We start from the raw sequence: 23,799 nt of genomic DNA on the forward strand, positions 1-23,799 counted from the left end.
AATGGTCGGCAGGCAATTTTTAACTGGACGATTCGAGTTTGTTAACAGTTGAGTCGGGTTTCCCGGACACCAAAACCGACCCCTTTTCCGGGTACGCGGAAAGCACACGAACCGCCCTGCCCCGGCGGTTGCGGGGCGGGACGGTTCGTGATCGGTACCGGACCGGAAGGGTCAGGCGGTCTGCGTGATGTCCGCACCCTCCAGGAAGAGCCGGCCGGCCTCGGTCGCCGGCACCGGCCGGGAGAAGTAGTACCCCTGCGCGAACCCGCAGCCCATCTGCCGCAGCGCCGCCAGCTGGCCGAACTCCTCGATGCCCTCGGCCACGGTCGCCATGCCGAGGCTCTTGCCCAGCCGGACGATCGTGTCGGTCAGCGCGGTGTCGTCGGCGATCACGCCGAGCCGCTCCACGAACGACCGGTCGATCTTCAACGTGTCCACCGGGAAGCGCCGCAGGTACGCCAGCGACGAGTACCCGGTGCCGAAGTCGTCGATCGCCAGCGTCAGCCCCAGCGCCTTCAGCTGGACCAGGGTCTCCAGGTTCGCCTCGGTGTCGCTCATCAGCACGCTCTCGGTCATCTCCAGGCAGAGCAGCGCGGCGGGCATCCCCGTCTCCGCCAGCACCGCGGCGACGCTCTCCGCGTAGTCCGGCTGGTCGAACTGACGGACCGACACGTTCACCGACATCTTCAGCGGACGGCCGCCGGCCGCGTCGCTCCACTCGACGGCCTGCCGGCACGCCTCACGCAACACCCAGTTTCCGAGCGGCACGATCAGGCCGGTCGCCTCCGCGATCGGGATGAAGTCCAGCGGGTTGATCATGCCGCGGACCGGGTGCGGCCAGCGGACCAGCGCCTCGAAGCCGATCACCTCGTTGGTGTCCAGGTCGATGGTGGGCTGGTAGTGCAGCTTCAGCTCACTGCGCTCCAGCGCACCCCGCAGATCGTTCTCCAGCTCCAGACGCTCGACCAGGCCCTCCCGCATCTGCGAGCGGTAACTCGAGAACAGTCCGCCGCCGCTCGCCTTGGAGGCGTGCATCGCCAGGTCGGCGTTGCGCATCAGCTGCTCGGCCCGCTCGGCCGGCACGGTCCCGTCGTGCTCCTCCAGCAGGTGCGCGGCGGCCAGCCCGATGCTCGCCCGGACGTGGATCTGCCGGTCACCGACCGCCACCGGGGCGTCCAGGTCGTCCAGGATGCGCCGGGCCACCAGCTCCGCGCTCTGCTCGTCGGCACCGGTGTCGATCAGCACGCCGAACTCGTCCGCGCCGAACCGGGCGAGCATGTCGTCGCCCCGGACACAGTTGCGGATCCGGTCCGCGACCTGCACCAGCAGCTGGTCGCCGGCCAGGTGGCCGAGGCTGTCGTTGACCCGCTTGAAACCGTCCAGGTCCAGGTGCAGCACCGTCACCGCGTCGCCGGAACGCTCCAGCGCGGCGGCCGTCCGGTCCCGGAACAGCGCGCGGTTGGCCAGCTGGGTCAGCGAGTCGTGGTACGCCTCGTGCACCAGCTGTTCCTGCAGCTCCATCCGCTCGCTGATGTCCCGGGTGTTCAGCACCAGACCACTCACGTGCGGGTCGTCGAGCAGGTTCGTGATGGTCATCTCGGCCTGCCGGGCACGCCCGTCCCGGTGCGGAACGGTCAGCTCCAGCACGGTGGTGGCGTGCGGCCGGCCGGCCACCTGCCGCAGAGCCTGGGCCAGCCGCAGCGCCGACTCCGGCTCGAGCAGCTGGGTCAGACGGCGGTTGGTGAGCGTGCGGGGCGCGTACCCGAAGACCCGCTGCACCGAATCGCTCTGATAGATCACGTCCGCTTCCGGGGTGACCACCGTGACCACGTCCGAACTCTGCTGCACCAGGGCGTGGAAGTGCTGCTCCCGGGCGTACAGCTCGGCGGTACGGTCGGCGACCCGGTTCTCCAGGTTGCGGGTGAGCGCCCGGTTCTCCAACTGGGTCAGCAGCTGCCGGCCGACGATCAGCAGGATCAGGAACGACCGGCTGTACGTCACGAACGGGTGGCTGTGCCCGTTCTGCATGTGGTACATCACGCTCGCCGCCAGTGCGGTCAGCATCGCCAGGTAGGGCACCAGCACGACGCCGGTGAGCACCCGCTGCGGGACCTCGATCGGGGCGATCCGGCCGGTGAACGGGCGGGCGGCACCCATCAGCACCAGGGCGAACCCGGCGACCCACCCCATGTCCAGCAGCGTGCTGCCGGTCCGCGGGTCACCGATCAGGTCGAGGAAGACGTACCCGGCGTCGGAGATCGCGAAGGCCAGCATGCCCGCACCGACGAAGGCCAGGTCGCTGCCGCAGCCGTGGTGCCGGCGCTGCTGCGGGAGCATGTAGACGATCATCGTGGCGATGACCACCTCGGTGATCGGCAGGAACGCCTTCACATAGAAGGCCAGGCCGGTGGTGGCGCCCGCCTCGATCCGCGGGTCCAGCAGGAACACCCAGGCGACCAGGAACAGCGAGGTGGCGATCAGCAGACCGTCCAGCACGCTGCGCACCCGGTTGACCAGCGGCTGCGAGGAGCTGGGCAGGATCAGCAGACCGGCCGGGACCAGCGCGGCCATCGCCAGCACGCTCAGGTGCGGGGTGCCCAGCAGCGCGACCGGGGTGCCGTTCGGCAGGAACGTGGTCAGCCAGGAGAACTGGCCGTACCCCCAGACCGCCATGCCCAGGCCCAGCATCGACCAGCCCCAGCGCGCCCGGCCGGTGAACCGGCGGGACCGCCAGGCGCACGCGACCGCCGCGGCGCCCGCGGCGAACAGCAGGGTCCACGCGGTGAGAAGATGGTCCCCGCGAGGCCCACCGACACCGGCGCCGATCAGAATCGCCATGACGGCGACGACCGAGCCGACCGCGACGCAGAGACGGACCCAGCGACGTGCCACGTCGGGGTCGTGCGCTGCCCTGTTGACTGCCATCAGGCGCCTCCGGTCCACCACCCGCGGTGGGTGGTCAACCCGGGTCATCGGGATCCGGGGCCGTGGCCTGAGGAGATCCTGCGGATTCAGATCCGGCCGGTTCCCCGACGAGGGACGGATCTCGATATCTTCCGCCGTTGTGCATAGGCTGTCCGGGTGACCGCAGCGGAACTGCTCGCCGCCTCCGGCCGTGTCCCGATCGCGCCGGGCCTGTCCGGTGACGAAATCACCGGGATCGAGTCCGAGTTCGGTTTCACGTTCGCCCCCGACCACCGCGAGTTCCTCGCCGCGGGCCTGCCCACCGGTGTCGGCTGGCCCGACTGGCGCTCACCGGACCGCACCGCCCTGCGCCTCGCCCTGACCGCGCCGGTCGAGGGCGTCCTCTTCGACGTGGCCGAGAACGACTTCTGGTACGACGGCTGGGGCGCACCCTTCGGCGACCGCGTCGGCACCGCCCGCGCCGCCCTGATGATCGCCCCCCGGATGATCCCGCTCTACGCCCACCGTTACCTGCCGGCCGTCATCCCCGGCCACCCGGTCCTCTCCATCTACCAGACCGACGTGATCGGGTACGGCGCCGACCTGCCCGACTGGCTGCACCGCGAGTTCGGCATCGGCTCCCCGGCCGCCCACCGCTCCCGCCCCACCGTCCCCTTCTGGAGCGCCCTCGTCACCTGAAGGTCTCCCCGCGCGCTCAGCCCGGCGCGGGCGGCACGGGGGTGACCAGGGTCGGAGCGGGCGATCAGCCAGGGTACGGAGGTAGGTCGTACCCCCTCATGGGTTTGCTTTACGGCGTGCCGCGGCCCGGCGCTTGCCCTCGTGCATGGCGGCGACGCGGGCGACCGGGATGGTGTGGCCCTCCGCGACCAGGTCGGACGGGAGCGGGCGGGGCGGCGGCATGGTGTCCGCCCACGGGTCCCGGCCGTCGAGCAGGGCAGGCGCGGTGTGCAGGGTGAAATCGGCCGGCCCGACGTCGTCGAGGGCGGCCCAGTCGAGCGGGAACGAGACCGGGACGCCGGGACGGGCCCGCGGGCTGTACGCGGCCGCCACCGTCGCACCGCCCGCCCGGGTGGCGTCCAGGAAGACCTTGCCGTGCCGGTCGTCGCGGATGAACGCGGTGGTGGCCAGCGCCGGGTCGAGGCGTTCGGCGCGGGCGGCGACCGCACGCTGGGCCGCGGCCACGTCGTCGGCGGCCACGTCGTCGGGCAGTGGGACGAACACGTGGACGCCCTTCGCGCCGCTGGTCTTCACCGCGCCGTCCAGGCCGGCGTCGGCCAGCACCTGGCGGACCAGCCGGGCCGCCGCCACGGCCAGCGGGAACGTGCCGCCCTCCGGCGGGTCCAAGTCCATGATCAGGTGGGTGGGGTGCTGCGGCGTCGCAGCCCGGGCCAGGGCCGGGTGGAACTCGACGGCCCGCTGGTTGCCGAACCAGAGCAGGGTGCGCCGGTCGTTGCCGAGAGCGTAGGTGACGTCGCGGTGCGAGGCCTCCGCCCAGACGGAGGCCCGCGGCACCCACTCCGGCGTGTATTTCGGCAGGTTCTTCTGGACGAAACGGTCCTGGCCGCGCAGCACCCGGATCACCGTGAGCGGCCGGTCGCGCAGCACCGGCACCAGCCGCCCCGCCATCGCGTCCAGGTAGTCGATCAGGTCGCGCTTGGTCGCGCCGGCCTCCGGGAACAGTTCCTGGTCGAGGTTGGTCAGCGCCACCCCGTCACGGTCGTCCGCCATGCTCCCATCCTGCCGGTCGGTCAGGGTTTTCTCACGAATCGGCCGGCGGCGGTCGCCAGGGAGTTCTGCAGTGCCGTCAGGTCGCCGTCGGCGGAGAAGCCGCTCAGCGCCGTGTTGATCACGTTCTGCCAGGCCTGCGGACAGGCCGAGCCGTGCGCACACGACGGCACCGGCGTCGCCGTCCGCCAATCCTTCATCGCCGCCTTCTGGTACGCGGTGAACCCCTTGCCCGGCACGTCGGTCCGCGCCGGGATCGACCCCTTGCGCGCGTTGAACGCCCGCTGACCCTCGACCGAGCCGACAGTGCGCAGCCAGCAGTCGGTGCCCTCCGGGTTCGGGGCGCCGGTGGCGAGCACGAACGAGTCGGCCAGCCACTGGAACACCGTGCCGTTGCCCGGGAAGGTGAACCAGGAGTACGTGTCCGCGGTGAGGTCGGCCGCCTCCCAGTCGCCCATCACCTGGTACGCCGCCGTCCCGTCGATCAGCAGCTGCTCGGCCTGCGGCCAGTCCCGGGTGTCCCGGTCCCGGTTGCTGTAGTCGAGCAGGCCGGCGTACTCGCGCAGCGCCGCCCGCACGTCGGCGCCGTCCCAGGCGGTGGCACCGGTGAAGAGGCCGTCGAAGCCGTCCGGCCCGAGTTCGCTGATCAGCACCGATTCGAGCAGCATCAGCTGGGTCCAGTCCCGGCCGAGGGCGAGCGGTGCCTCGACGCCGGCCTTGCGCAGCGTGGCCAGGTCGGCGCGGAACTCGTCGACGGTCTTCGGCGTGCGGGTGATCCCGGCCGCGGCTAGGACCTCGGTGTTGGCCCAGACCACGTTGGCGCGGTGCACGTTCACCGGCACCGAGTAGATCTTGCCGTTGACGGTCAGGTCGTCGACCAGCCCGGCCGGCAGTGCGTCGCGGAGCCCCCAGGTGTCGTACTCGGTGGTGAGGTCCCGGACCTGGCCCGCGTCGATGTGGTCGAGCAGCTCGGCGCCGGCGTGCACCTGGAAGGTGTCCGGCGGGTCCTTGCGCTGGATGCGGGAGGTGAGTTCCTGCTTGGCGTTGACGCCCGCGCCGCCGGCCACCGCGCCGTTGACGAACCGCTCACCGGGGCAGCGCTCGGTGAACTCGTCGACCAGGGCGTCCAGCCCGGCCTTCTCGCCACCGTCGGCCCACCAGGAGAAGATCTCCACCTCGGGGACGCTCTCGTCCTCGGAACCGCAGGCCGCGGCGGTGGTCAGGGTCAGGATTAAGGCGAGGAGAACCCGCCAGGTGTGGCTCATCGATGGACCCCTATCAACTGTCTGCGACCACGGTGCCGGAAACACGCAAATGTGTCAACAGCGCCGTTTCAGGTGCATCTTGGTTGAACCTTCGAGCTAATTCCTTCGTGGTCCGTCAAACGGGCCATAGCTCGTGGTCTATCGAATTCGCCAGAATCGTGACATGACCGCTCCGGGCGACATCGTGATCCTCGCCGGCCTGGCCGCCGCACTCACCGCCTGCGCCGGATATGCGGCCGGTCGTCTGCACCAGCGACGGAAGAACACGTCGACGGACGACACGGGCACACGCAGCACCTTCAGTATGGCGGTCCGGGCCTCACTGGAGCAGCCACCGGCGCCGGTCGCACCCCGGATCGCGCCGATCACACCCGAGATGCACCTGAGCTTCCCGCTGCCCCGGCCGCACGTCGGGCCGGGCATGCCGGATCCGGCCGCGGTCGGCGGCGTGGTCTACACGTCCCTGCCCGACCCCACCTGGCCGCCGGTCACCGAGAGCGGGCCTCCTCCAGTCCCCGCGCCGCGAGGCGGTCGGCACGCTCGTTCTCCGGATGCCCGGCATGTCCCTTCACCCAGTGCCAGCGCACCTCGTGACGGCGGACCGCGGCGTCCAGCCGCTGCCACAGGTCGACGTTCTTGACCGGCTGACGGGCCGCGGTCTGCCAGCCGTTCTTCCGCCACCGCTCCATGTACTGGGTGATGCCGTTGCGGACGTAGACACTGTCGGTGTAGACGTCGACGACCAGCGGAGCCCGGTTCAACGTCTCCAGCGCGCGGATCGGAGCCATCAACTCCATCCGGTTGTTCGTGGTCGTGGTGGCCTCACTGCCGTACAGGTCCTTCTCGGCCGTGCCGTACCGCAACACCGCGCCCCAGCCGCCCGGCCCGGGGTTGGGCGCGCACGAACCGTCGGTGTAGATCTCCACGACGCCACTCATGGGCCGCACCCTATCGGGTTTGATCAGGTGACTGATCCCATCCCGCGTACCGCCGAGCCGAGGGCCCCAACACACCGCCGTAAGGTGGCCTTGGCGGACTGACAGCGATGGGGCGGGACTCATGGTGAGTGGCGACGTGGCCGCGGTCGAGGTGAAGGACGCCGTCGTGCGCTGGGGCGACACGACGGCGGTCGACGGGGTCTCCCTGTCACTGGGGCGCGGGCGGGTGCTCGCACTGCTCGGCCACAACGGGGCCGGCAAGACCAGCCTGCTGCAGGTCTGCGAAGGCTTCCGGCGCCCCGACGACGGCACCGCCCGGGTCCTCGGCCTGGACCCGGTCGGCGACCACGACGAGCTGATGCCCCGGCTCGGCATCATGCTGCAGTCCGGCGGCGTCTACCCCTGGGCGGCGGCCGGCGAGATCCTGCGGCTGTTCGCCGGCTTCGCCGCGAACCCGCTCGACCCGGACATGCTGCTGGACCGTCTCGGCCTGCGCAAAGTCGAACGCACCCGGTTCCGCCGGCTCTCCGGCGGCGAACAGCAGCGGTTGAGCCTCGCGGTGGCCCTGGTCGGCCGCCCCGAACTGGTGTTCCTGGACGAACCGACCGCCGGGATGGACACCGAGGCCCGGCACACCACCTGGCAGCTCATCGAGGAACTCCGGGCCGACGGCGTCTCGGTGCTGCTCACCACCCACCTGCTGGACGAGGCCGAACGCCTCGCCGACGACGTGGTCATCATGCGCAACGGCCGGGTCGCCGCCACCGGAACCCCGGCCGAACTGACCGCCGCGGCCGGCATCGACCTGCTCGAGGTCCGCGCCGACCCGGGACTCGACCTGACCGGGCTGCGCGCCCACCACACCGTCACCGAGACCTCCCCGGGGGAGTACACGATCTCCGGCGCGCTCGACACCACCGGCCTGGCCGGCGTGCTCACCTGGTTCGCCGCCGCCGACGCGCAGGTCACCGCGGTCAACAGCCGCCGGCGCACCCTCGAGGACGTCTACCTCTCCCTGACCGCCGCACACGCCACCGTAGGAGCCGGCAAGTGAGCAGCATCGGAACGTTCACCCCGGCGCCCGGCCGCGCCCCGATGCGCGCCATCATCGGCCGGCAGATCCGGATGGAACTCCTGCTGACCGCCCGCCGCGGCGAGGCGGTGGTGCTGGCGATGGGCGTGCCGCTGCTGGTCATGCTCGGCGCCGGCCTGTTCGACGTCACGAAACTTCCCACCGACGACCGTCTGGGCTACGTCGTCCCCGGAGTCCTCGCCCTCACCGTGATGTCGACCGCCTTCACCGGACAGGCCATCACCACGGGGTACGAGCGGAGCTACGGTGTCCTGAAGCGCCTCGGCGCCTCGCCGCTGACCCGGCCCGGCCTGCTGCTCGCCAAGGTCGCCGCGATCCTGGTGCAGGTCGTGGTGCAGGTGCTGGTCCTGTCCGCGGTGGCGGTCGCGGTCGGCTGGCGCCCCGAGCTGAGCGACCTGCTGCCGGCCGCCGGCGTGACGGTGCTGGCCGCCGCCGGCTACACCGGTCTGGCCCTGCTGCTGGCCAGCATCCTCAAACCGGAGACCACCACCGGCGCCGCCACCCTGATCTACGTGGTGATGCTGTCCGTCGGCGGCATCATGTTCGAGGCCCCTGACCTGGGCACCGCCGGCTGGTTCCTGCTGCCCCTGGCGGCGCACGCCCACGCGCTGCGCGAGACCCTGATGAACGGCGCGTCCGTCCCGTTCACCATCTGGCTGAGCCTGGCCCTGTGGGCCGTCGTCTGGCTGACCGCCGCCGCCCGCAACTTCCGCTGGGAGTGACTCGCACGCCGATATGGTCGCGAATTCGTCAAATCACGACGAGATCGTGGCCGTGTCAGCAGCTGAGTGGGGGCTAGAGTGGTCTGGTGCTGATCCGGTTCGAGGCCTCCAACTTTCGTTCCTTGGCGGAGAACGTCGAGTTGTCGCTGGTGGCAGTCGATCGTGATAGGGAAGAGGCCCGACCGGCGGAACGTCTGGGTGAGAGCCTGCTCGCCGTCGCTGCCATCTATGGCCCTAACGCGTCTGGCAAGTCGAACGTCTTGGCGGCTCTCGCATGGCTGAGGGATGCTGTGGCCCACTCTCTCCTGTCTTGGGAGGACTCGATCCCCATCGAACCCTTCGCCTTCGGTGAGGGTGGTGACAAGAGCAGTGAGTTCGTTCTCGAGATGCTCGTGGGCGGGGTCCGATTCGAATATCTTCTTGAATTGGACAGGGCCAGGGTCCACTACGAGGCCCTGTTTCACTACCCCGAGAAGAAGCGGCGGCGGATCTTCGAGCGGGATGATCTCGATTTCAAGGTCCAGCGGGGGATCGGTGGTCTTGCCGGCACGCGGGAACTACTGACTCCCACGACGCTCGCGCTGTCGATCGCTCGCCGGTTCGGCGAGCCATTGGTTGCCGACTTCGCTCGCGCCTTCGGCTCTGCCGGAATTTTCGGAGTGTCACATCAATCTCGGTTCGGGGCTCGTCGTCGGGCGTTGACTCCCGTCGCAACCATGCGATGGTTCGAAGAGGCCCCGGAACAAGAATCTCTTTTTGAGGATGCTGGCCGTTCTGGTGATCGGCAACAGGCTCTTGCGCTACTTCAACTCGCTGATCTCGGTATTTCGGATGTCGTCATCGACGAGGAGGAGGTCACCTACTCGGCTTCGCCAGGCGAGGTGCAACGCCAGCGAAGGCTCCGGTTGATGCATCGGGCGGGATCGAGGAACGTGCCGCTCGAATTCACGAAGGAGTCCGAAGGTACGAAGATGTGGTTCCGGATGATCGGGCCGGTTCTCACCGCGTTGCGTTACGGGTCGCTCATCGTCTTCGACGAGCTGGACGCCAGCCTGCACCCGACGGTCACCGCGGAACTCATCAAGATTTTCCACAGTCCGGTTCTCAATCCCCGCGGTGCGCAACTCATCTTCACCTCGCATGACACGAGCCTGCTCAACCACCTGAATCGCGACGAGGTCTGGCTGACGGACAAGGGCGACGACGGGGCGACGCGCCTCGGACCGCTGTCCGACTTCGCCGGCGAGCGTGTCCGGCGATCACAGAACCTGGAGACGGCCTACCTGCACGGCAGATTCGGCGCGCTTCCGCAGATCGACCAGCCAGCGCTGCTCCGCGCACTCGGGCTGATCGGATGAGCGGTGGCCTGAGGCGGCGCCGAACCGGCGGGAAACCGCTCAGGAGGGCGCCGGGGAGACGGCCGGAGCTTCGGACCATCGTCGTCTTCTGCGAGGGCATCAGATCAGAGCCTGATTACGTTCTCGGGCTGAAACGCCTTCCGGAGATTGCGGAGAACACCGCGCTGAACATCGAGATCCACCCCGAGCAGGGCGCTCCGATCACCCTGGTCGAGATGGCCGTGGCGCGTAAGAGCGATCCCGAGGTGGACGAGTGCTGGTGCCTCTTCGATGTCGAGTGGCCGCTGAACCACCCGAGTCTCGACGCCGCGGTCGCCCTGGCCAAGGCGAACGACATCCACCTGGCCATCTCCAACCCCTGTTTCGAGGTCTGGCTGATCCTGCATCACGAGGATCAATTCCGGTTCGAGAACACCGACGTGATCGAGCGGAGGAGCCGGATCCTGGACAGGCGGAAGGGCAAGGGTATCGACGCGGCCGCTTACATGCCGCTGCGTAAAGAGGCGTTTCGGCGAGCCGCAGCGTTGGAGAAGCGGCATGCCAAGGACGGCCGGAAGCTTCCCCACGACAACCCTTCGTCAGGAATGCACCGTTTTCTGGCGGCGGTGGAGGGGGAGTCTGTCCACCGAACGGTGGACAGGGGATGACAGTCGCGCGGTCGTCCCGTGTGGAGGCGTTCGGGCGGCAGCATCAACGGCATGGAAGCCATCGAGGTAACCGGACTTCGTAAGACATACGGCGGGCGGGACGCGGTTGCGGGAGTGGACCTCGTCGTCGCCCGGGGGGAGATCTTCAGCCTGCTCGGGCCGAACGGCGCGGGCAAGACCACCACTGTGGAGATCCTGGAGGGGCACCGGCGCCGGGACGGCGGGGACGTCCGGGTGCTGGGGGAGGACCCCGGCACGGCGGGCGGCGCGTGGCGGTCCCGGATCGGGATCGTGCTGCAGGACGCCGAGGACGCCGCCGACCTGACGGTGCACGAGATGGTGCGGCACGTCGCCGGGTTCTATCCGGACGCGCGGAAGCCCGACGAGGTGATCGAACTGGTCGGGCTCACCGCCAAGCGCACCAGCAAGATCCGTACGCTCTCCGGCGGCCAGCGCCGTCGCGTCGACGTGGCGCTCGGCATCGTCGGCCGTCCGGAGCTGCTGTTCCTGGACGAGCCGACCACCGGGTTCGACCCGGAGGCGCGCCGCCGGTTCTGGGATCTGATCCGCACGCTGGCCGGTGACGGCACCACGATCCTGTTGACCACGCACTACCTCGACGAGGCGGAGGCGCTCGCCGACCGGCTCGCCGTGGTGGCCGCCGGGAAGATCGTCGCCACCGGCACCCCGGCGACGCTCGGTGGGCGGGCCTCGGCTCAGGCCGTGGTCAGCTGGCGGGACACCGGCGGGACGCCGCGTACGGAGCGCGTCGACGACCCGGCGGAACTGCTCGGGCGGCTGCTCGCGGACGGCACCGATCTCACCACGTTGACGGTCACCCGGCCGACCCTCGAGGACACCTATCTGAGCCTGATCGGAGCCACCCGATGAGCACCCTCACCGTCAGCCTGAGCCGCGGTCACGTCGAGATTCTGCAGTTCCTGCGGGACCGGGCGGCGGTCGTCTTCACCTTCCTGTTCCCGGCGATGCTCCTGCTGCTCTTCGGGACGATCTTCGGCAGTGACGGGGAGGACGGCGGTGCCGCCGCGAGCCGGATCTTCACCGCCAGCATGATCGCGTACGGGATCCTGACCACCGCGTTCGTCACGATGGGTTCCGGGCTGGCACTGGACCGGGAGGACGGGACGCTCAAGCGCCTCCGCGGGACGCCGATGCCGATGGTCGCGTACATGATCGGAAAAGCCCTTCTGGTGTTGCTCCTGAGCGTCGCCGAGACGGTGCTTCTGCTGCTGGTGGGTGTCCTGGTGTTCGACATGCCGCTGCCGCCGGCCGCGCACTGGCTCACCTTCGCCTGGGTGTTCGTGTTGTCGGTGGTGGTGTGTTCGCTGCTGGGTGTGGCGGTGAGTGCCATCGTGAAGAACGCCCGCAGCGCCGGGGCGATTTTGAACGTGCCGGTGGTGGCGCTGCAGTTCATCTCCGGTGTCTTCATCTACCCGGTGATCCAGCTGCCGGAGTGGCTGCAGAACGTCGCGTCGATCTTCCCGGTCCGTTGGGTGGCGCAGGCCTTCCGGTCGGTCTTCCTGCCGGATGCCGCCAAGGCGCAGGAGATCGGTGGCGCATGGCACCTCGGCCAGGTGGCGATGGTGCTCGGTGTCTGGTGTGTGGTCGGATTGGCGCTGTGCCTGCTGACCTTCCGGTGGAGCTCCCGGTCGAAGTGACGGACCGGGCCGGGTCCTCGATTCCGGCTCCCTGGCTGTGGGACGTGTTCTTCGTGATGGTCGCGACGTCGATGGTCGCCGCGATCCTGCTGGACGAGGGTTCCACGCCGGGGCGCCGCCATGTCGCCCTCGGTGCGCTGGCCGCCATGGTCGTGCTGCACCTGGTGGTGGGGCACCAGTTGATCACGCGGGAGCGGGAGAGCACCGCCTCGCTGGTGGTGTCGCTCGTCCAGATGGCCTTCTTCGCGGTGACGGTGGCCGCCGTGCCGGTCGCCGCCTGGCTGCTGTTCGCGATGATCCCGCTGCTGTTCCAGATGGTGTCGCTGCGCCGGGCGATCGTGCTGGTGGTGCTGGTCAACCTGATCCCGGTGGCGACCGAGCAGGTCAACGACCCGGGCGGCATCGGGATGGACCTGGTGGTCGCGGCCATCTCCACCGGTGCCGGCATCTGCATGGGTCTGTGGATCATGCGGATGGTGGAGCAGAGCAAGGAACGGGCCTCGCTGATCGCCGAGCTGGAGGCCAGCCGCGCCGAACTCGCCCGCCTCTCCCACGAGGCGGGCGTCGCCGCCGAGCGGACCCGGCTGGCCGGCGAGATCCACGACACCCTCGCGCAGGGCTTCACCAGCATCATCACGCTGATCCAGGCGGCCGACCCGGCGCTGCGCGACGAACGGCTGGCGCTCGCGGTGCGTACCGCGAAGGAGAATCTGGCCGAGTCGCGGGAGATCATTGCGGCTTTCTCACCCGCTGCGCTGGCTTCAGGCCTTCTTGATTCGGTACGCCGTCAAGCCTCGCGATTCGCGGAAGAGGCTTCGGTGCCGGCCACTTTCCGGACCACCGGCGAACCCCGTGACCTGCCGACCGCGGTCGAGGTGGTACTTCTGCGTGCCGCCCAGGAGGCGCTGACGAACGTGCGACGGCATGCCGGGGCCAACGAGGTGGCGGTGCTGCTGGCGTACGCGCCGGACACGGTACGCCTGGTGGTCCGCGACGACGGCCGTGGTTTCGACCCGCGGGCGGCCGGCGGATACGGTCTGCCCGGCATGCGGTCCCGTGTCGAGCAGGTCGGCGGGGTGCTGACGATCCGCAGCGACGCGGACACCGGGACGACGATCGAGGTGGAGGTGCCGGCATGATCCGGGTGCTGCTGGTGGACGATCATCCGGTCGTACGCATGGGCCTGCGGGGCATGCTCGACGCCGAGCCGGACCTGACGGTGATCGGTGAGGCCTCGTCCGGTGCCGAGGGCGCCGCGATGGCGCTCGCCGAACGCCCCGACATCGTGCTGATGGACCTGCGCATGCCCGGTGGTGACGGGGTGGAGGCCACCGGCCGGATCCTGGCCGCGGACAGGAACATCCGGGTGATGGTGCTGACCACCTACGAGTCGGACCGTGACATCCTGCGGGCGATCGAGGCCGGCGCCAGCGGCTACCTGCTGAAGGACGCCTCCCCGTCGGAGCTGGCCGACGCGGTCCGGGCGGCGGCCCGCGGCGAGACGGTGCTGGCGCCGAGTGTCGCCTCGACCCTGATCCGCCAGGTGCGCAGCCCGGCCCCGCCGGCGTTGTCGGCGCGCGAGACCGAGGTGTTGCGGCTGGTCGCCGCGGGTTCGACGAACGCCGACATCGGCCGGCAGCTGTTCATCAGTGAGGCCACCGTGAAGACCCACCTGCTGCGGGTCTTCAACAAGCTGGACGTCGCCGACCGTACCGCCGCGGTGACCACCGCGATGCGCCACGGCCTGCTCTGACTCATCGACGCGCATCTGCTTTGGGAGGGTTTACGAGAAATATTCTAATCCTTCGGTAAGGGTGCTTTACGCCGGTTACATTACGGAAGGCGCGACCTCACGCTTGATCGCCGATCCTGCGTTTGCGCTGCTCAAGCCGGTTTTCCGGCGCCTGGGGCGCCGTGTACCCGACAAGGCAAACCCGTCGCGAGACGGGGACGCAAAGCCAGGGGCCTCCCGGTTCGGAGGTAGCCCAGCCGCCGAAGGAGAAAGAAAGACATGCGCTATCCACAAGCCCATGCGGCCAAGAGCGGCTCGGTTCCGTTCGCGCTGCGTGGCAAGAAGTCCCTGCGAACGGCCATGTCCGTGGCAGTAGCGGCAGCCGTCGGCCTGGTCCCGACGGTAGCGTTCGTCAGTCCTGCCTATGCCCTCGCGGACCCCGTCGACATCACCGTCGCGGCCGCTTCGACGGTCGAGGGCGGCGACCTCAGCTTCGTCATCACCCAGCCGGCGGGGACCACGACGGCCAACGCTGTCTACACGGTGACTGTCGAGGCCAAAGCGAACGATCCGGGTGTCAGCTGGGCGCCGAAGGCCGGATCCGACTTCGTCGCGTCGACCACGACCGTGACATTCCCGTCCGGCACCACGACGGCGGACGTGAAGAAGACGGTCAACATCCGAACCATCGACGATGCGCTCTACGAGGGCCCTCTTCCGGAGATCGTCACCTTCAAGGTCACTCCGGTCGCGCCGACGACGGGTGGTCCGTTCAGCGCCGAAGGCAAGATCCTCGACAACGACGACGCGCCCGCGTACTCGCTGTCGTCGAACGGCCCGGTGACCGAGGCGACCGGTGCCAAAGCGGTGATCACCGCCAAGCTGGACGTCCCCTCCGGCCGGGACACGACCGTCAAGCTGAGCTCCGTCGACGGCACGGCCATCGCGACCACGGTGGACTCGCCGAACGGTGACTACACGACGATCACCGACGACGTCGCCACGACCACGGTCGCGGAGGACTCCATCGTCATCCCCGAGGGGAAGACGAGCGGGGCCCTCGAGGTGCCGATCACCAAGGACAACCTCCGGGACACCGCCGAGGTCGAGACCTTCACCGTGAACGCGTCCGCCATGGCCGTGGCGGCGCCGGCCAACAAGTCGCTCCAGGTGGGCATCACCGATGTCGACCCGATGCCCAAGGTCAGCCTCGGCGACATCCTGCCGACCGCCGACGAGGGCACCGACCTGAACGTGCCGCTGGTCGCCGACATCGCCTCCGACAAGCCGATCACGGTCCGCTGGGACGCCGGCCCGCCGATGACCAAGGTCGAGGACCACGAGGTCGCCACGCCGGGCACCGACTTCACCTATCCGGCCGCCTCGCAGCGCGTCCTCACGATCAAGGCCAAGGAGAAGACGGCGACCGGCAAGGTGCCGATCACCGCCGACCCGCTGAACGAGGCACCGGAAGACTTCAACCTCCAGCTGGCGAACCCCACCAACGCGGTGCTCGGTTCCAAGTCGGCCGCCGATGTCACGATCATCGACAAGGACAGCACGCCGCCGGTGATCAGCATCGCCACCACCGACGTGCAGGAGGGCGACAGCGGCAAGACGGCCCGGACCATCACCGCGAAGCTGGACACCCCGTCCGGTCGTACCGTGAAGGTGAACTGGTCCGCCGAGGCGAAGAGCCCGGTCGACGCCTCGCCGGTGAAGGACTTCATCGCGAAGACCGGCACCCTGGTGTTCCCGGCCGGCGCCCAGACCGCGACCTTCACCGTCGACATCGTGGGCGACATGATCTACGAGGGCGCGGGTGAGAAGTTCGCCATCAAGCTGAGCAGCCCGGTCGGCGCCACGCTCGGCGCGTCCAGCTACGACATCAACATCAAGGACGACGACAACAAGCCGAAGATCACCTTCGACGACTACAAGATGAAGGAGGGCAACATGACCACCGCCCTCCTGCTGCAGGTCAAGCTGAGCAACCCGAGCAACAAGCCGATCAGCATCGATGTCACCGACGCCATGACCGGCACGGCGACCACCGATCCGAGCGTCGTGGGCGGCAACGACTACCTGCTCACCACCACCAGCATCCTGATCCCGGCGGAGAGCACGACCGGGTACGGCGTGGTGCTGGTCAACGGTGACCTGATCAACGAGCGGGACGAGACGGTCAACCTCAAGGTGGCACCGGCCTCGGCCAACTCCAGCGACGTGGAGACGGCCGGACCGTTCGCCGCGACGCTGATGCTGGAGAACGACGACAAGGCCCCGGACTTCGAGGTCAACAGTGTGGTCGGCCACGAGGGCGAGACCGTCGTCGTGAACGGCACCGTCACCGGCATCTCGGACCAGGCGCTCACCGCGAGCATCCAGTTCGGCGGTGCGGCGATCGACGGCCACAAGGCCGCCGACCCGAGTGACTTCGTCAACCCGGGCACCCAGACGGTGACGATCGACCCGGGCACCGAGTCGGGCAGCATCCTGCACATCGCCGACGTCAAGATCATTGACGACGAGCAGGAGGAGCCGGACGAGACGATCCGGGTCTGGGGCACCCCGCTGGGTGGCTTCGGCACCGTGACCGAGGGCGTCATCAAGATCGCGGCGAACGACGGCGGCAAGCCGACCGACCCGACCGACCCGACCGACCCCACGGACCCGACGGACCCGACCGACCCGACGGACCCGACGGACCCGACCGACCCGGGCACCGGCGACAAGCCGACCATCACCACCCCGAACCCGGTCGTGACCGGCGCCATCGCGGTGCCGATCGCGGGCAAGGTGCACGAGCCCAAGGCGTGGGTCGAGCTGTGGGGCGCCCCGATGAGCGAGGAGCCGGAGGAGTTCGTGAAGCTCCGGTCGGTGGAAGCCGACGGCAGCGGGATGTACTCCTTCTCGCGGTGGATCGGACAGGGCTACCGGTTCAAGGTGAAGTCCGGCGAGATGACCTCCGACGAGCTGGTCGTCCGCGTCAAGCAGAACCCGGCGCTGGTCGTCACCTCGCCCGGCAAGGGCTGGCTGAAGGTGGCCGTCACCGGCAACCCGAAGGACGCCGGCCAGGACGTCATCGTCCAGAGCTGGGTCAGCGGCGCCTGGAAGACCGTCTACAAGGGCAAGACCGGCGACAACGGCTCGTACTGGAAGCAGGTGAAGATCGCCAGCGGTAAGAAGCTGACGTTCCGCGCCTACATCGCGGGCTACACCCCCGAGGGCATCCTCGGCGAGTGGAGCGGCTCGAAGGCCGTGACCATCAAGTAGCCGGCAAGCGGTAGACAACGGGGGCGGCCGGATGGCCGCCCCCGTTCTCGCGATCCGGGAAGGTCAGTCGACCTCGGTGACGGCCTGGGCGAACTGGGCCGAGTAGAGCCGGGCGTACGCGCCGTCCGCCGCGATCAACGCGTCGTGGGTGCCCTGCTCGACGATCGTGCCGTTCTCCATCACCAGGATCACGTCCGCGTCGCGGATGGTGGAGAGGCGGTGGGCGATGACGAAACTGGTGCGCCCGGTCCGCAGGGTCGCCATGGCCCGCTGGATCAGGACCTCGGTACGGGTGTCGACCGAGCTGGTCGCCTCGTCCAGGATCAGGATGCTCGGCTCGGCGAGGAACGCCCGGGCGATCGTGATCAGCTGTTTCTGGCCGGCGCTGACGTTGGAACCCTCCTCGTCGATCACCGTCGCGTACCCGTCCGGCAGGGTCCTGGCGAACCCGTCCACGTGGGCGGCTTCGGCGGCGACGCGTACCGAAGCGGGGTCCGGCTCGTCGGCGCCGTACCCGATGTTGTCCTCGATGCTGCCGCCGAACAACCAGGTGTCCTGCAGCACCATGCCGATCTGCTCCCGCAGCTGCGCCCGCGGCATGGTGGCGATGTCCACCCCGTCCAGGGTGATCCGGCCGCCGGTCACGTCGTAGAAGCGCATCAGCAGGTTGACCAGGGTGGTCTTGCCGGCGCCGGTGGGCCCGACGATCGCCACGGTCTGGCCGGGCTCGACGGTCAGGGACAGGTCCTCGATCAGCGGTTTGTCCGGCAGGTAGCGGAACGACACGTTCTCGAAGGTGATCCGGCCCTGCACCCGGGGCATGTCGGCCGGCGCCGGGTCGGGGCTCTGCTCCTCGGCGTCGAGCAGGGCGAACACCCGCTCGGCCGAGGCCACCCCGGACTGCACCAGGTTGGCCATGCTCGCCACCTGGGTCAGCGGCTGGCTGAACTGCCGCGAGTACTGGATGAACGCCTGCACCTCGCCGAGCGTCAGGGTGCCGGACGCCACCCGCAGACCGCCGACCACCGCCACCAGCACGTAGTTGACGTTCGAGATGAACATCATCGCGGGCTGGATCAGGCCGGAGATGAACTGGGCGCGGAACGACGACGCGTACAGCCGGTCGTTGTGTTCCCGGAACGTCTCGGCGGCCTCGTGCTGCCGGCCGAAGACCTTGACCAGGGAGTGCCCGGTGAACATCTCCTCGATGTGGCCGTTGAGCCTGCCGGTGGTCTTCCACTGTGCGACGAACTGCGGCTGCGACCGCTTGCCGATCACGGTGGTCAGCCAGATCGACAACGGCACCGTGATCAGCGCGATCAACGCCAGCAGGGGCGAGATCCAGAACATCATGCCGAGTACGCCGACGATCATCAGAATCGCGGTGACCATCTGTGCGAACGTCTGCTGGAGGGTCTGGGCGATGTTGTCGGTGTCGTTGGTGGCCCGGCTCAGCACCTCGCCGCGCGCCTGCTTGTCGAAGTAGGACAGCGGCAGCCGGGCCAGTTTCTCCTCGACCTGGTTACGCAGGTCGAACACGGCGGTCTGCACCACCCGTGCGGTGATCCGGCCCTGGAACACGCCGAACACCCATGCGAACACGTAGATGAGCGCCACCCAGGCGAGGATCCGCATCAGCCGGTCGAAGTCGATGCCCTGTCCGGGGACGGCCTCGACGGAGGAGAGCAGGTCGGCCAGGGTGTCGTTGCCCTCGGCGCGCAGACCGGCGACGGCGTCCGCCTTGCTGACGCCGGCCGGCAGCATCCGGCCGACCACGCCCGCGAAGATCACGTCGGTGGCCTTGCCGAGGATGTACGGCCCGAGCACCGACAGCGTGACGCCGGCGACGCCGAACAGCAGCACCAGCCCGACCAGGGCACGTTGCGGGCGCAGCAGGCCGAGCAGCCGTTTCGTGGAGCCCTTGAAGTCCTCGAGTTTCTCCGGCGGTCCGCCCGCCATCATCATCCGGGCGGCCGGCGGCCCACCCACCGGCCGAGGCTGAGGTCGCTCGGTCATGCTGTGCCTCCAGGAGAGCCGTGAAGAGCACGGACATGACACTCGCTTCGCTCGGTCATGCCGTGGCCTCCTGCTCCGTGAGCTGGGAAAGAACGATCTCGCGGTACGTGGGTACGGACTGCATCAGCTCGTCGTGGGTGCCGGTGCCGACCACCTTGCCGTCGTCGAGGACCACGATCCGGTCGGCGTCGCGGATGGTGCTGACCCGCTGCGCGACGATCACCACGGTGGCGTCGGCGATGTAACCGGTCAGCGCGGCCCGCAGCGCGGCGTCGGTGGCGTAGTCGAGCGCCGAGAACGAGTCGTCGAACAGGTAGATCTCCGGCCGGTGCACCAGTGCCCGGGCGATGGCCAGGCGTTGCCGCTGCCCGCCGGAGACGTTGGTGCCGCCCTGCGCGATCGGGGCGTCCAACTGTCCGTCCATCCGTTCGACGAAGTCCCGAGCCTGGGCGATCTCCAGCGCCGCCCAGAGGTCCTCGTCGGTGGCGTCCGGGTTGCCGTAGCGCAGGTTGGACGCGACCGTCCCGCTGAACAGGTAGGGCCGCTGCGGAACCATGCCGACGGTGCGGGCCAGCAGGTCCGGATCGAGTTCGCGCACGTCCACGCCGCCGACCAGGACCGTGCCGCCGGTGGCGTCGAACAGTCGCGGGACCAGGTTGAGCAGGGTGGTCTTGCCGCTGCCGGTGCTGCCGATGATCGCGGTGATCTCCCGGGGACGCGCGGTCAGGCGTACCCCGGAGACGACCGAGGCCTCGGCACCCGGATAGCGGAAGTCGACGTCGCGGAGCTCGAGTTCGCCGTGTCTCGCCAGCTCGGTGACCGCTGCGGTGGGCGGCACCACGCTCGACTCGGTGTCGAGCACCTCCTTGATCCGCTCGGCGCAGACCTCGGCACGCGGCACCATCATGAACATGAAGGTGGCCATCATGATCGACATGAGGATCTGCATCAGGTACGCGATGAACGCGGTCAACGCGCCGACCTGCATGCCGGCGTCCTCGATCCGGTGACCGCCGAACCACATCACGGCGACACTGGAGATGTTCACGATCAGCATGACGGTCGGGAACATCAGCGCCATCACCCGGCCGACCTGCAACGAGACGTGGCTCAGGTCGGCGTTGGCGGCGCTGTAACGCTCCCGCTCGTGATCGTCGCGGACGAACGCCCGGATCACCCGGATGCCGGTGATCTGCTCGCGCATCACCTTGTTGACCCGGTCCAGACGGGTCTGCATGGACCGGAACAGCGGCCGCATCCGGACGATGAGCAGGCCGATCACGGTGACCAGGATCGGCAGGATCACCAGCAGCAGGCCGGAGAGCGCGACGTCCTCGCGCATGGCCAGCACGATGCCGCCGACGCACATGATCGGCGCCGAGACCATCAGGGTGAAGGTGAGCAGCACCAGCATCTGGATCTGCTGGACGTCGTTGGTGGTCCGCGTGATCAGTGACGGGGCGCCGAACTGTCCGACCTCGCGGGCCGAGAAGTCCTGCACCTTGTCGAAGATCGAGGCGCGCAGGTCACGGCCGACCGCCATCGCGGTCCGTGCCCCGAAGTAGACCGCGACGATCTGCGCGGCGATCTGCAGCACGGTGATGCCGAGCATGCCGCCGCCGACCCGGATCACATAGCCGGTGTCGCCCTTGACCACGCCGTTGTCGATGATGTCGGCGTTGAGCGCCGGCAGATAGAGCGTCGCGAGCGTCTGCAGGAACTGGAAGAGGACCACCAGGGTGATCTCCTTCCGGTACGGCCGCAGATGCACACGAAGCAGTTTGATCAGCACAGTTACCGATCCCCCCGAGTGAATTCCGGTTTGGTCAGTCCGTCGAGCAGCAGGGATGCCGCGTCGTCGCCGTGGAACGAGGCCGGCTCGCCGTAGGGCCCGAAGACCTCCGCGCCGCAGAAGAGCAGCAGCAGGCGGGCCGCCCGTGCGGGGGAGACCCGCAGCCGTCCGGCGTCCGGCGCGATGACGTCGGCGATGGCGGCCTGCAACTGCTCACGGGACGCGGCCATCCGCGCCTGTGTATCGGTGTCGCCCTCGCCGGCCAGGATCAGCCGGCGGGCGGAGTGCATCAGGTGAGCCTGTTCGGTGAACCGGGCGTTCACCAGCTCGGCGGCCCGGGCGACCCGGGCGTGCAGCCCGAGCCCGCGGTCGATGGCGGCCAGGCCGTCCAGGGTCGCCTGCGGGTCGAGCGCCTTGATCACGGAGCAGGTCACCAGTTGGCTCTTGCTCTCGAAGACGCCGAAGATCGTGCCCTCGGCCACTCCGGCGGCCTGGGCGATCTGGCGGGTGCTCACCTCGAGCCCGTGCCGGTGCAGCAGTGGGATGGTGGCGGCTATCAATGCGGCCCGTCGTTCCTCCGGCGCCAGGGCCGGGACACGACGGCGTCGTGGTTCCATGCCGCACACTGTAATGAGCGAGTGCTCACTCAGCCACTGACTTTTGTCACGGGTGACCGGTCGAACCGGGAACAGCCGGTTGGCGTATGAAAGGAACGTGAGCCCAACCAAGCCGTACCGCCGCGTCCTCCGGCACGTGACCACGGGATTCGCCCTGCTTCTGGTCTTCCTGGCGTTGATCGTCCCGGACCAGATCACCCGGCTCCCGCCCGGAAACTCGGTGTGGACGGCGCTGGTTCGCATTCCGGTCGAAGCCTTGGTAGCCGGGATGCTTCTGCTGTCGCTACCGCAGAAGGGACGGTTCCGCCGGGTGTTCACGATCACCATCGGCGTGATCCTCGGCCTGCTGACCGTGGTCAAACTGGTGGACGTCGGCTTCTTCGCGGTGCTGGCCCGCCGGTTCGACCCGGTGCTCGACTGGGCGCTCTTCGACGACGGCTTCAACTTCCTCGTCGACTCGCTCGGCCGGCCCTCCGCCATCGGTGTCGCCGTCGGCGTCGCCGTCCTCGCCGTGGGCCTGGTCGCCGGGATGACCTGGGCGATCCAGCGGCTCGGCGGCATCCTGACCGCCCACCGTGCCCGGGCCTGGCGGGGCCTCGGCACGGTGGGTGTCGCCTGGGTCGCGCTCGCCGCCCTCGGCGTACAGCTGATCGGCGGCATCCCGGTGGCGTCCTACACCGCCTCGGAACTGGCGGCGCACACCGCGCTGGCACTGCCGAACGATCTGAGGGACCGGGAGAGGTTCGCCGCCGAGGTGAAGATCGACGCCTACCGTGACCAGCCCGGCGACCAGCTGCTCACCGCCCTGCGCGACAAGGACGTGATGCTGGCGTTCATCGAGAGCTACGGCCGGGACGCGGTGGAGAACCCGGAATTCAACGGCGCGGTCCTGAACAGCCTCGCGGCCAACACCGAGCGGCTTGCCAAGGCCGGTTTCTCCGCCCGCAGCGGCTGGCTCACCTCACCCACCTCGGGCGGCGGCAGCTGGCTGGCCCACTCCACCTTCCTGTCCGGCATGTGGGTGGAGAACGAGGCACGGTACCGCAGCCTGGTCGCCTCGGACCGTCTCACGCTGACCCGGGCGTTCAAGAACTCCGGGCACCGGTCGGTCGGTGTCGAACCGGGCATCTCCTTCGCCTGGCCGGAAGGACAGTTCTACGGATACGACCACATCTACGACTCGCACACCCTGGGCTACAACGGCCCGGCGTTCAGCTGGTCGTCGATGCCCGACCAGTTCGTGATGAAGGCGTACCACGACCTGGAGCACAGCAAGACCGACCGGCCGAAGCTGGCCGCCGAGATCACACTGACGTCCAGCCACACCCCGTGGGCGCCGGTGCCGGGCATGCTCGACTGGGACGCGATGGGTGACGGCAGCGTCTACGGCCCGGTCGTCGCCGACGCCGAGACCCCGCAAAGTCTCTACAAGGACAATCATCGGGTACGCACGGAGTACGCCCGCTCGATCGCCTACTCGGTCGACTCGCTGATGCAGTACCTGGAGAAGTACGGCGACGAGAACACCGTGATGGTGTTCCTCGGCGACCACCAGCCCAACTCGATCGTGGTCGGCCTGAACGCCTCGCACGACGTGCCGATCACGGTGGTGGCCAAGGACCCGAAGGTCCTCGACCGGATCGCCTCCTGGGGCTGGACCGACGGCATCAAGCCGGACACCGCGGCCCCGGTCTGGCGGATGGACACCTTCCGGGACCGCTTCCTCGCCGCCTACGGGCCCGAGAACGACCCGCACTAGACACGTTTCGCAGTCAGGGTGCGAAGCCCATCCGTGTGGTGACTTCGGGCGCGCTGGACGCCTCAATTCACCACACCCCTGGTGGTGTGGTGATTTCGGGCGCGCTGGACGCCCCAATTCACCACACCCCTGGTGGTGTGGTGACTTCGGGCGCGCTGGACGCCTCAATTCACCACACCCCTGGTGGTGTGGTGAATTGGGGCGTGCTGAGCGCCCGAAATCACCACAGAGGCAGACCCTGACTGCGAAAGGTGT

The 23,799-nt window shown here is 68.9% G+C and carries 18 protein-coding genes and 1 riboswitch; of the genes, 11 read left to right on the plus strand and 7 right to left on the minus strand.

From position 1 onward, the window contains the following. Positions 1-171 precede the first annotated feature (171 nt). Positions 172-2,925 (minus strand): putative bifunctional diguanylate cyclase/phosphodiesterase, encoded by a 2,754-nt coding sequence (locus tag QSK32_RS29555; RefSeq protein WP_285473780.1) that lies wholly within the window; start codon positions 2,923-2,925, stop codon positions 172-174. A 156-nt stretch (positions 2,926-3,081) separates the two neighbouring features. Here QSK32_RS29555 and QSK32_RS29560 point away from each other — a divergent pair, with 156 nt between their 5' ends. Then, positions 3,082-3,603 (plus strand): SMI1/KNR4 family protein, encoded by a 522-nt coding sequence (locus QSK32_RS29560; protein ID WP_045742856.1) that lies wholly within the window; start codon positions 3,082-3,084, stop codon positions 3,601-3,603. 96 nt (positions 3,604-3,699) lie between these two features. Here QSK32_RS29560 and ligD read toward each other — a convergent pair whose 3' ends face one another. The 3 genes from ligD to rnhA form a co-directional block, all read right to left on the minus strand. Then, positions 3,700-4,653 carry a non-homologous end-joining DNA ligase gene (gene ligD, locus QSK32_RS29565; RefSeq protein WP_285473781.1) on the minus strand — a complete coding sequence of 318 codons (954 nt, stop codon included), beginning with the start codon at positions 4,651-4,653 and terminating at the stop codon, positions 3,700-3,702. Positions 4,654-4,673: 20 nt separating this feature from the next. Beyond that, on the minus strand, positions 4,674-5,915 hold the full coding sequence (locus QSK32_RS29570; RefSeq protein WP_285473782.1) for an ABC transporter substrate-binding protein: 1,242 nt from the start codon (positions 5,913-5,915) through the stop codon (positions 4,674-4,676). Between the two features lie 488 nt (positions 5,916-6,403). Continuing rightward, complete coding sequence (rnhA, locus tag QSK32_RS29575) at positions 6,404-6,853, minus strand: ribonuclease HI (RefSeq protein WP_045742859.1); 450 nt, start codon at positions 6,851-6,853, stop codon at positions 6,404-6,406. Positions 6,854-6,974: 121 nt separating this feature from the next. On the opposite strand from rnhA, the gene QSK32_RS29580 reads away from it, so the two are divergent. The 9 genes from QSK32_RS29580 to QSK32_RS29620 all read left to right on the plus strand — a co-directional run bounded on the left by QSK32_RS29580 (position 6,975) and on the right by QSK32_RS29620 (position 17,360). After that, positions 6,975-7,907 (plus strand): ABC transporter ATP-binding protein, encoded by a 933-nt coding sequence (locus QSK32_RS29580; RefSeq protein ID WP_045742860.1) that lies wholly within the window; start codon positions 6,975-6,977, stop codon positions 7,905-7,907. Continuing rightward, positions 7,904-8,668 (plus strand): ABC transporter permease, encoded by a 765-nt coding sequence (locus QSK32_RS29585; protein ID WP_245673969.1) that lies wholly within the window; start codon positions 7,904-7,906, stop codon positions 8,666-8,668. The genes QSK32_RS29580 and QSK32_RS29585 overlap by 4 nt, the downstream gene beginning before the upstream one ends. Positions 8,669-8,754: 86 nt before the next feature. After that, positions 8,755-10,026 (plus strand): AAA family ATPase, encoded by a 1,272-nt coding sequence (locus QSK32_RS29590; protein ID WP_285473783.1) that lies wholly within the window; start codon positions 8,755-8,757, stop codon positions 10,024-10,026. Next, positions 10,023-10,673 carry an RloB family protein gene (locus QSK32_RS29595; protein ID WP_285473784.1) on the plus strand — a complete coding sequence of 217 codons (651 nt, stop codon included), beginning with the start codon at positions 10,023-10,025 and terminating at the stop codon, positions 10,671-10,673. Before QSK32_RS29590 ends, QSK32_RS29595 begins: the two co-directional genes overlap by 4 nt. Before the next feature lie 51 nt (positions 10,674-10,724). Beyond that, entirely contained in the window at positions 10,725-11,564 is an 840-nt protein-coding gene (locus tag QSK32_RS29600) for an ABC transporter ATP-binding protein (RefSeq protein ID WP_157411055.1), read from the plus strand. Beyond that, positions 11,561-12,352, plus strand: coding sequence for an ABC transporter permease (locus QSK32_RS29605; RefSeq protein ID WP_045742861.1), 792 nt, complete (start codon positions 11,561-11,563; stop codon positions 12,350-12,352). Before QSK32_RS29600 ends, QSK32_RS29605 begins: the two co-directional genes overlap by 4 nt. Next, positions 12,313-13,491 carry a sensor histidine kinase gene (locus tag QSK32_RS29610; RefSeq protein WP_285473785.1) on the plus strand — a complete coding sequence of 393 codons (1,179 nt, stop codon included), beginning with the start codon at positions 12,313-12,315 and terminating at the stop codon, positions 13,489-13,491. The genes QSK32_RS29605 and QSK32_RS29610 overlap by 40 nt, the downstream gene beginning before the upstream one ends. Then, positions 13,488-14,105 (plus strand): response regulator, encoded by a 618-nt coding sequence (locus QSK32_RS29615; RefSeq protein ID WP_285473786.1) that lies wholly within the window; start codon positions 13,488-13,490, stop codon positions 14,103-14,105. Before QSK32_RS29610 ends, QSK32_RS29615 begins: the two co-directional genes overlap by 4 nt. A gap of 164 nt (positions 14,106-14,269) precedes the next feature. After that, positions 14,270-14,349, plus strand: a riboswitch (cyclic di-GMP riboswitch). A 14-nt stretch (positions 14,350-14,363) separates the two neighbouring features. Continuing rightward, on the plus strand, positions 14,364-17,360 hold the full coding sequence (locus tag QSK32_RS29620; RefSeq protein ID WP_285473787.1) for a Calx-beta domain-containing protein: 2,997 nt from the start codon (positions 14,364-14,366) through the stop codon (positions 17,358-17,360). Positions 17,361-17,423: 63 nt separating this feature from the next. On the opposite strand, the gene QSK32_RS29625 is transcribed toward QSK32_RS29620, so the two are convergent. The 3 genes from QSK32_RS29625 to QSK32_RS29635 are packed head-to-tail and all read right to left on the minus strand — an operon-like array spanning position 17,424 to position 21,785. Next, positions 17,424-19,376 carry an ABC transporter ATP-binding protein gene (locus QSK32_RS29625; RefSeq protein WP_045742864.1) on the minus strand — a complete coding sequence of 651 codons (1,953 nt, stop codon included), beginning with the start codon at positions 19,374-19,376 and terminating at the stop codon, positions 17,424-17,426. A 55-nt stretch (positions 19,377-19,431) separates the two neighbouring features. Beyond that, positions 19,432-21,168, minus strand: coding sequence for an ABC transporter ATP-binding protein (locus tag QSK32_RS29630; protein WP_045742865.1), 1,737 nt, complete (start codon positions 21,166-21,168; stop codon positions 19,432-19,434). 2 nt (positions 21,169-21,170) lie between these two features. Beyond that, positions 21,171-21,785: a TetR/AcrR family transcriptional regulator gene (locus QSK32_RS29635; protein ID WP_045742866.1), complete on the minus strand. Its 615-nt coding sequence runs from the start codon at positions 21,783-21,785 to the stop codon at positions 21,171-21,173. Positions 21,786-21,882: 97 nt separating this feature from the next. On the opposite strand from QSK32_RS29635, the gene QSK32_RS29640 reads away from it, so the two are divergent. Next, positions 21,883-23,544, plus strand: coding sequence for a sulfatase-like hydrolase/transferase (locus QSK32_RS29640; RefSeq protein WP_285473788.1), 1,662 nt, complete (start codon positions 21,883-21,885; stop codon positions 23,542-23,544). Positions 23,545-23,799: the final 255 nt, after the last annotated feature.

This window comes from Actinoplanes sp. NBRC 101535 (assembly GCF_030269225.1).
GTDB classification, from domain to species: Bacteria; Actinomycetota; Actinomycetes; order Mycobacteriales; family Micromonosporaceae; genus Actinoplanes; species Actinoplanes rectilineatus.

Bases quoted from the DNA above. Each gene is read 5' to 3' on its own strand.
- QSK32_RS29580 (WP_045742860.1), top strand. From the start codon at position 6,975: ATGGTGAGTGGCGACGTGGCCGCGGTCGAGGTGAAGGACGCCGTCGTG.
- QSK32_RS29625 (WP_045742864.1), bottom strand. From the start codon at position 19,376: ATGACCGAGCGACCTCAGCCTCGGCCGGTGGGTGGGCCGCCGGCCGCC.
- QSK32_RS29570 (WP_285473782.1), bottom strand. From the start codon at position 5,915: ATGAGCCACACCTGGCGGGTTCTCCTCGCCTTAATCCTGACCCTGACC.
- QSK32_RS29605 (WP_045742861.1), top strand. From the start codon at position 11,561: ATGAGCACCCTCACCGTCAGCCTGAGCCGCGGTCACGTCGAGATTCTG.
- QSK32_RS29620 (WP_285473787.1), top strand. From the start codon at position 14,364: ATGCGCTATCCACAAGCCCATGCGGCCAAGAGCGGCTCGGTTCCGTTC.
- ligD (WP_285473781.1), bottom strand. From the start codon at position 4,653: ATGGCGGACGACCGTGACGGGGTGGCGCTGACCAACCTCGACCAGGAA.
- rnhA (WP_045742859.1), bottom strand. From the start codon at position 6,853: ATGAGTGGCGTCGTGGAGATCTACACCGACGGTTCGTGCGCGCCCAAC.
- QSK32_RS29635 (WP_045742866.1), bottom strand. From the start codon at position 21,785: ATGGAACCACGACGCCGTCGTGTCCCGGCCCTGGCGCCGGAGGAACGA.
- QSK32_RS29600 (WP_157411055.1), top strand. From the start codon at position 10,725: ATGGAAGCCATCGAGGTAACCGGACTTCGTAAGACATACGGCGGGCGG.
- QSK32_RS29555 (WP_285473780.1), bottom strand. From the start codon at position 2,925: ATGGCAGTCAACAGGGCAGCGCACGACCCCGACGTGGCACGTCGCTGG.
- QSK32_RS29595 (WP_285473784.1), top strand. From the start codon at position 10,023: ATGAGCGGTGGCCTGAGGCGGCGCCGAACCGGCGGGAAACCGCTCAGG.
- QSK32_RS29615 (WP_285473786.1), top strand. From the start codon at position 13,488: ATGATCCGGGTGCTGCTGGTGGACGATCATCCGGTCGTACGCATGGGC.